Origin of the sequence: Ningiella ruwaisensis (assembly GCF_004798935.1) — a bacterium.
Lineage (GTDB): Bacteria > Pseudomonadota > Gammaproteobacteria > Enterobacterales > Alteromonadaceae > Glaciecola > Glaciecola ruwaisensis.
This window is the reverse complement of the sequence record NZ_RAHT01000010.1, coordinates 79,903-88,536: the sequence shown is the minus strand read 5'-3', so window position 1 is coordinate 88,536 and position 8,634 is coordinate 79,903. Positions and strand designations below refer to the sequence as shown.

At 42.6% G+C, this 8,634-nt stretch carries 4 protein-coding genes and 2 pseudogenes; 4 read left to right on the top strand and 2 right to left on the bottom strand.

Annotated features, from left to right (window positions below; all coding sequences use genetic code 11):
- Together D6V41_RS17010 and D6V41_RS17005 are read right to left on the bottom strand one after the other, a co-directional pair.
- Positions 1–582 (bottom strand): annotated as a pseudogene (locus D6V41_RS17010) (hypothetical protein); the annotation flags it as partial.
- Positions 575–3,643, bottom strand: a complete 3,069-nt coding sequence (locus D6V41_RS17005) for a hypothetical protein (RefSeq protein WP_136252746.1) — start codon at positions 3,641–3,643, stop codon at positions 575–577. The gene D6V41_RS17005 and the pseudogene D6V41_RS17010, both read right to left, overlap by 8 nt.
- Before the next feature lie 312 nt (positions 3,644–3,955).
- On the opposite strand from D6V41_RS17005, the pseudogene D6V41_RS17000 reads away from it, so the two are divergent.
- The 4 genes and pseudogenes from D6V41_RS17000 to D6V41_RS16985 all read left to right on the top strand — a co-directional run.
- Positions 3,956–4,495: pseudogene (locus D6V41_RS17000) on the top strand (PhoH family protein); the annotation flags it as partial.
- Positions 4,492–5,052, top strand: a complete 561-nt coding sequence (locus D6V41_RS16995) for a TlpA family protein disulfide reductase (protein WP_136252744.1) — start codon at positions 4,492–4,494, stop codon at positions 5,050–5,052. The pseudogene D6V41_RS17000 and the gene D6V41_RS16995, both read left to right, overlap by 4 nt.
- The gene (locus tag D6V41_RS16990) at positions 5,039–5,878 is read left to right on the top strand and encodes a hypothetical protein (protein ID WP_136252743.1); all 840 of its coding nucleotides are present in this window, start codon (positions 5,039–5,041) and stop codon (positions 5,876–5,878) included. Before D6V41_RS16995 ends, D6V41_RS16990 begins: the two co-directional genes overlap by 14 nt.
- Positions 5,879–5,974: 96 nt before the next feature.
- Positions 5,975–8,518 carry a TonB-dependent receptor gene (locus tag D6V41_RS16985; protein ID WP_136252742.1) on the top strand — a complete coding sequence of 848 codons (2,544 nt, stop codon included), beginning with the start codon at positions 5,975–5,977 and terminating at the stop codon, positions 8,516–8,518.
- Positions 8,519–8,634: the final 116 nt, after the last annotated feature.

The following is an 8,634-nucleotide window of genomic DNA, read 5'->3' as shown; positions in this document are numbered from 1 at the left end:
AGCCTCACCAGAGCCTATCAAAAATGGTTCCAATTCATCATTATCGATGAGCCTATCAATGAATGTGTTGACGCGTTTATGAAGTTGGAGCGCTTCAGGGATCCCGCCTTGTTTTAATGAATTTAACATTTCATTGATTTGTGTTTCAGGGATACTTCTAAGCCTCAAGTGGCCATGCAGGCACATATATTCAATGAATTGTGCTGCAACAGTTAGTTGAGACATCAGCCCCGTTTTAACAAATGTAGGCGTATGTTTGGCATTGTTTGTGTAGATATCGACGATTTCGATAAGTACCTTCGCATAGTCAGGGAACAATAAGATAGGCACTGGGTGCTGCCATCCCGCAGCACCGGGTATCCATATATTTTTAAGGTCTACCGCTCCTTCTTGTTTGACCGACTCATTGGCTTTCGCTCCTTCAATCACCGCCCAAAATCTTAATACAGTCCCTTCAAGTACTAACTTTTCGTCAGTCACTGCGAGTCGCTTGGCGTTTTCAACTAATAGGTCTTCGTGCTCACTAATAATTTTCTCTGGCTGATCAGCATCTAAAAATTGATATTGAACATTATTAAGCATCGGCTAATCTCCCTTTAGCTTTTTTAAACAAAGAAGGGTTTGCAAACTCTACGTATTTGGCGAGGCCAAACGTAAAGCGCATATCAGGGGCGATATATTCATCGAAGTATTCTTGGCCATTTTTGTCTAACAAGGCCATTCCACGGCTAAGGTAATAGGCTTGACGTCTAAGCGTGTAGACAAATTCCTCAACGCCAATTTCGACTTTGTTGAATTGGCAGCCATCACCTGCATGGCAAAGCCTTCCTCTACAGATGCTGTCCTTTTTAGATTTATCTACGGTAGCAAAGATGTCAGTGCATGACGAACCATCTGGCAATAGAAACCACTTTGGCAAATCATCCTTATTCTCAGAAGGAGCGATTAACAGATTTTCATCAATGTTCTTCGGATCAAAACCATACTTTTTTAGTTTCTCTTTTTTGTCTCTAAACTGAACCGATGTCTCCAATCGTCGTTGAAAATCAGCGTTGTTAGCTTCATATTCGAGCAGGGCTATTGGATGCGACAAATATCTTGCTGTTACTCTGAGACTGCCATGATTTCTCTCCATTTGGGACTTGATTACATCACCGTCGATTCCCTTCCTTAAGTTGATTTGATGTTTTGCCAGTAGCTCCATTCGAAAATAAGGGAGGATATGATGTTCTCTGAAACTATCGATAGTTCTCCCTGATAGAAAACTGAGTTTGGTCGAATTAGGCGTGTCCCACAAACTGTCAGGCTTAACGCCGTAGCTGATCATGTTTTCATAATGTTGAATAAGAAAGCTGATCACCTCACGAAGCTCCTTCTCATGCGGCTCAATGGTCACAGGCTTTGTATGCTTACTGACCTTTTCTTTAAATCCACCAATGGTAAAAGCGCCTTGAGGCAATGAATCTGGTAAGTTTGAACGGTCCAGTATCGCAATTACATCCTTGTTCCATGTTGTTTTTATCGCCAACCGAATAAAGCAGACGAGTAAGATGTATTTGGGCAGAAAAACACTGCTCCAGAACAAGTCTTTCATACCTGTTCCTGTGTTTGGAAACCAGTGTTTTACATGGTCAGGAACTAGCTCTAGTTTGTTTAAACAGTATGTTCGCGAGGTTATACCTAAAGAGAGCTGGTGCTGAAGATATGCACCTAACATAACTTCTTTAGTGTGTTTCTCCCTCATCCGAGATAACATTGTACGGCTTAACGAATATCCTTTTCGTCTCTCTTGTCCCAGCTGATTTTCCGCAACAATGTCTCTGACTTCTGCTGGCATCGAATAGGTATAGTGTCCATTTTGGTCAGTGCATGTGTAGGGAGCTAAGTCATCAAGCAGCTTTTTGTAGTTTGCAATTTCTTTCTTGCACGCATCTAGAATTGCATCAATGGGTTGGGTCAGATATTCATGATATCGCTTTTTGAGTTCTTCTAATGACAAATGCTTCTCCAATACCGGGCTGGGAAGTACTTTGCCATTTTCGTCTACAGGCTCTATTAGTTTCTGGGCTTTTCTTTCATCACCAGCGCTAATCCTTGTAGAAAAACCGCAGTTTTTTATTTCGACTTTATCGTTAATTTTACCAGCATGCTTATTTAAAAACGTTCTCAAGGCTTGGCTTTTAGCTGCTTTTGTATTGATTTTTTGTGCGTCAATAATGTCCTCAAGTTCTGAAAAACCCAGCCTGAAGTCTCGTTGACTGAGTTTTTTTAGCGGGCTTTTAAAGACATGCTTAATGGCTTCGTTTTCCTCAGCATTTGCGACGTAGCCTAAAGTCACTTCAAGCGATGATAAGGTTGATGAAGGTTGTTGATGTAAAATAGAGCTATTCTTTAACTCATTGAGACATACGGTTAGTAGGCCGTCGGGAGAAAGCAGATCTGCAATTTTTGTGAGGTTAAGTTGGTAAAAAAGTGTTTTCTTTTTTCCGTTGGTTTTAGAGTACGTTTTGATTGCGAGTGTCTGCGGCTTATCTTCGATCACGATCTGTGAGTCGAAGCTCATCTCGCTTATGAGTTTTCCATTCCTGATCGGGGTAGGGCAAAGGTCGATAAACTGTCTTACTATCGCAAGCCGTTCTTTTTCTTGTCCGGGAAAGTAGTCACCGAGAGCTTGCTCTAACTCCTTTAAGCCATTGCCAACGTGGTAACGGATTAAATCCTGAGGCTTTCTAGCAAATAGGAGTCGCGCATGCGTGCAGTCATTCTGTTCAACTATTTTTAATACTTCAATCAGCTTTTCGATATCTGAGGCTTGGGCTGGCTGATGTTTCGTTGACTTTTGTAAACACGTGAAACAGGTATCTGCCAAGCTCTCAGTTGGCAGTATGGAAGGTAGTTGGAAGCTGTCTACTGTGTAGTTTCCATTTGCTGTACTTATAGTGTACTTGGGTTTAAATTTAAGCTTTCCAGAGCTGAGAAAATTGGTCTTAAACTTGTTTTTTTCTTCTAGGTGTTCCGGCAACGTCAAGGCGTAGTTGAAGAGGTATTGTCTGAAGATTACGCTTGTTTGGTTGTTCTTTTTCTTCGGATTTAATGCATATAGTTGGCGTTCATAATCCATCAGAGCTGGATTGATTGTGTTAGCTTTAAGAAGGTGTAATGACGTATTTAAAAGCTTTGCTATGGGCGAATTGCAAAGGTGATCGTTTATAGTCCGTATCTGAGCCTTCAATGTTGCTAAAACACTATATTCCAATGGATTTTCTTTTGAAGAAGCTTCTACATTCTTCATTAGGCAGTGAAGTACTGAGTCCAACTTAAACAGATTTGGAAAAAAATCAGGATCCACAAAGTTAGTCTTTGTTCTGGAGCCTTTCGTGGTTATTTCAAGAAGTCCAACGTGTAAATTCTCTTGAAAATCCGAATTAGTCCATAAAACTGATTCGTAAGTTATTTCGGATACCTTTGAACCATTACACAGGGGACCGCTGAATTGTTTTACAAAACGTCTGAATGCACTGCCATAGTCTTTTGCCCTTTGAATAGGAAAAATCTCTTTAAGTATAAGGTCAGCAGACTTAAATCCTTGAATGACGTCGCCTTTAGATAAGCTTTTGGCTGGACTCGAAAGCAGGTTCATCAAGCTTCTACAGTTGTCCAATTCGACAGACTGAATAAGCTTCGAAATTGCTAGACGACTGTTGTAGTGAGCTAGTGAGTTCGAGCCATCGTTTTTGTCGTCCCATCTTGAGGCGAGAAGACAGTCTCGGAAAAGGCTTCCTTCTGGCGCAAAATGTGCGAAGATTGGGTCATCAATATTTAGGAGCGCTTTGTTCTGATTCATTTAAATTCCGGCGTTAGACCATTTAATTTTTATTGCTGGTTCGCATGTGCTTATTTATACAAGTTTAATGCTCAGTCGGTCGGTCTGTCTATTTTTAAATTAGAATACCTTAAAACCTTATTGGCTCTGGCCGCCGCGCTTGAAATGGTAGTTGAAAAAAACATGTACGATAAAATTATTGTTACGCGTTCAACACCAGAGATTGCGGAATCGATAGGCTTTTTACCGGGAACCGAGGAAGAAAAAATGGCACCCTGGCTTGCCGCCATTACTGATTCACTTGAAGCGCTACACAAAAATGATGAAAATATCACCGGTTCGCTCAGCTATATTATGGAAAAGGCAAATATTCAGTTTAAATCGGTGAACTTTATGCGTGGGCGCAGCTTGCAAAACGCCATCGTTATTTTAGATGAGTCCCAAAACCTGACCGCTTCGCAGCTTAAAACCATCATCACGCGATGCGGAGAAGGTACCAAATTAATTTGTGCTGGTAATTTATCTCAAATTGACAGCAACTATCTGAACGCGCTTAGCTCTGGTTTAACCTACATCGTTGAGAAATTTAAAAACTTTTCGGGCAGCGCAACAATTAGCTTAGATGGTGTGGTACGAAGTCGTCTCGCGGAATTTGCTGAAAAAGAGCTGTGACAAACCGAGCATTGCAAGAAGCCAATTCTGGCCAAACGAAAGCACACCAAAAAAACAAACACAGATATGTTGTTTGGCTACGAGACGCAGCGATTGTTTTGGTCATCATTACTGCGGTAATCGCTTGGCAAACGCGCGATATGCTAAGTTCTGACGGAAGCGTCATAATTGCGCAACAAAATCTAGTTAGTCTTGAGGGCGAAGTGCATCCAATGTTGAGCACCGAGCAGGCTAACCTGGTTTATTTTTTTGCGCCCTGGTGTCAAATCTGTAGCTTAAGCATTGGGAATTTAGCATATCTTAGCCCTGAAAAGGTCAATGTGGTGGTGATTGCTTTGGACTATTCAAGCATCGAAGCCGTTGAAGCGTTTGTTAATGAGCATGGAGTAAAAGCACCGGTTTACCTGGGCAATCCTGAATTAAAATCACAGTTTCAGATCCAAGGCTATCCGAGCTATTACATGATTGATAAAGACGGGAAAATACAAGGACGCAACTTCGGCTATTCCACCGCAATAGGGCTCAAGCTTAGGGAGGCTTTTGGTGCCTGGCCTTAAGCTGCAAGTAACCCTTGTTTTTTTATCGTTGCTTTTTGTGATTACAGCTTGCTCTGATCAATCTGAAATAGAAGCTCAGCAAGCGGTGACCTTAAGCAAAGCACAGTACATGAGCCTTTATCAATCTGCAAAAACGGCAATTGTTGATGATGCCTCACCAGAAGCGCTGCAGCGGCTAGCAGATGTTTTCATGAGCATATTCCACCAAACAGATACAACACAAAATTACGATATTAATCACGAACAAGTACAGGTAAAAGAACAACTTCGCGCGGCAAGTCCATTGTTTAATAATAGTTCAGTAGAGCCTGAAAATGCAGCCGCAAAAGAGTTAAAGGAAAGGCGTCGTGAGCTTTTGCTTTATTTTTGGTATAGCCTTTTTTTGTCTTTTGATGCTTTATATGAAATTGACGTTTTAAGTACACATTCACTTGACGGACATTCGTCTGCCGAAGCTGATAGGCAATTTGATGCGCAACAAAAAGCCCTTGATGAGATAAACGCGTCACTTGAGCCTTTGTTGCTACCTGATGGAAAAAATGCGCCACACTTGTTGCATTTGCCTGTATTATACGACCTCGATGCAAATAAAGGACTGCTTGCCTTTAGTCGCAAGCGCAATGGTGCCCGCTACTTTATTTCGTTAAACTTGTCGTTTGATGGCCATGAAATGCCGCTTCCACTTGGATTCATGTCTTCCACTAAAATTACCTTATGGCAAAAGGATCTGGAAAGCACCGATAAGCAAGCTCGGATTTTTGTAAGCGATGGCCCGCCCTCTATGCGCCCCTTTTCATTTAACCTGCTTGCAGTCGGTCTTAAATAAAAATAAAAAAGTGCTCAATTCTCTTGATCTGCAGACTAGTTGTTATAGTATAACGTCTATCTTGAGATGTAATACTATAACAACACAGACGCACTTATGAAAAAAACACTGCTTGCTTCATCTATCCTGTTTGCTCTTTCCCCTGTTTCATTAGCAAATACCATTCAAGGTAAAGTTATTGATAGCCTTGGAAACCCTGTAACTGAAGGTGAAGTCCAAATTATGGGCTCCAATAAACGTGTTCGAATAGCAGACGATGGAAGCTTTCGCTTTGAAAATGTCAAACTTGGCATGGTCGAACTTCACGTTGCTTCGCCTGACTATATTCATTCAAGCACAAAAGTTGATGTCGATGAAAATGGTGTGAGTGATTTAGATATCTCAGTGATAAATTCCAGCATTGAAGTGTTCGATGTTACCGCTAGTGCTTTTCACGCGTCAAATATTGAATCAGCCGCGCCGGTAAACGTGCTGGCGGGAGATCATTTACATCATAAAAATGCAGCCACTCTTGGTGACACCCTTCGAAATGAGGTGGGCGTGCATAGTTCTTTTCATGGCGGTGTTGCCAGTACACCCATCATTCGTGGCTTGGATGGACCTCGCGTGCTCATCACACAAAATGGAATGGATGCGTCGGATGCGTCGCGCGTTGGACCCGATCACATGGTAGCAACTGAAACTTCATCGGCACAACAAATTGAAGTGCTGCGCGGGCCAGCAACTTTATTTTATGGAAGCGGTGCAATTGGCGGCGTGGTGAACGTCGTTGACCAGCGTATTCCTGATAATAATGATGCACAAGGCGAAATCGCAATTACGCGCAACACAGTGAATGCGGAAGAAGGCGCATCCGGCTCTTATAAAGGCGGCGCAAATAATTTTGCCTTCAATGTGCAAGGATTTTATCGCGACGCAGACAGTTACCGCATTCCCGGAATGGCAGAAAGTGAAGATGCACATGAAGATGAGCATGAGGACGAGCACGAAGAACACGAGCATGAGGAAGGAGTAGAGGGGATCGTTGAAAATTCACAGTACCGCAGTAAGGGATTTACAGTAGGTGGATCTTATCTTTTTGACTCAGGCTATGTCGGTATTTCTGCTCAACATTTGTCCTCACTGTACGGCATCCCCGGACACTCTCATGGCGGTCACGACGAACACGAGGATGATCACGACGAGCACACGGAAAGTGACGAAGAGTCAGTAATGGCTGACTTACAGCAAAACCGATACCAGCTGGCAGGACAATTTCAACTGAGTACGGATGTGATAAGCGCAGTCAACTTTGGCGTATCGTATACCGACTACACCCATGTTGAAATTGAAAATGGCGTGCCGGGAACACGTTTTACCAATGATTCGTTTGAAACCCGTGTCGAAGTCTTGCATCAGCCTGTTGCAGGCTGGCGCGGTGGCATTAGCTTGCATACCAAGCTAAGTGATTTTTCGGCAGTGGGAGAAGAAGCGTTTACACCTGCTTCAGATACTCGAACTTTTGGTCTTGGACTTATTGAGGAAAAACACTTTGGCGATGTACTCGTGCAGCTTGGTGCGAGAATCGAGCGCGTTGAAATTGATGTGCCCAGACTCCTTCCACCCGAGCTGGATGTGCATGCACATGGCGACTCTCATGACGAGCATGAAGACGAGATGCACGATGAAGATATGCACGATCACGACGAGCACGATCAACACGAGAGCGAGCTAGATTCGGTAAGCGTTGATTTTAGTCCCTATAGCTTATCAGCGGGTGCGGTATGGGATTTTGCAGAAGGCTATAATTTAGGACTTTCATACATCCATGCACAACGAGCCCCCTCAAGTGCAGAGCTTTTTAGTTTTGGCCCTCACATTGGTACTCAAACCTACGAGATAGGTGCTTTATATGAATTGCACGAAGGGCATTTTGAGTTGGGCGATGCGGATTTTGAGCTGGAAACATCCAATAACTTCGATTTATCTTTACGCAAATTCAATGGCGACCTGGGATTTGTTCTAAATGTGTTTTATAACAAAGTGTCTGATTATTACTATGCGGCAGAGACTGGTTTGTTTGCTGAGTTTTCGCACGCCCATGAGGAAGAAGAACACGCTGACGAAGAGCACGATCATGATATGGAAGAAGGTCATGAAGAACATATGGATGAGGAGCATTCAGACGAACATTCAGATGAACTGCCGGTGTTTACCTTTGTAAATTCAGACGCCACACTGTATGGAGCTGAAATTCAAATAAATTATCGGGTAAATGATGCCTGGAAGCTCTTCACGCAAGGCGACATTATAAAAAATGATGTGGATACGCCAAGTGGTGAGCAGAATTTACCTCGCACACCACCTGCAAGACTCACTTTTGGTGCAGAGTATTCACATGAAAACTGGTTCATTGATGCGCAAATTATGCGTGTATTTAGCCAGACAGATGTGGCAGAGTTCGAAAACGAAACAGATGGCTATACTATGATAGACGCAAACGTTTCATATTTTGCCGACATAAAGGGTCAAGAAGTTGAGTTTTTTGCCAAAGGTCGAAATTTAACAGATGAAGAAGCACGCGTTCATACATCGTTTTTACGAGACTTGGCACCGCTTCCGGGTCGTTCGGTTATGTTAGGTGTTCGTACGCGGTTCTAAGCGTTAAATCAACTGGCTGTGTGCTCGTTTAACTAAATAGCAAATAAAACTGTAAATATATCAATCGTTTTGTTGTAGCTTGTGCCACTTTAAATTAATCTATAGCGAATGGACAC

Excerpts from the sequence above, each read along its gene's own strand:
- D6V41_RS16985 (WP_136252742.1), top strand. The coding sequence starts at position 5,975 with ATGAAAAAAACACTGCTTGCTTCATCTATCCTGTTTGCTCTTTCCCCT.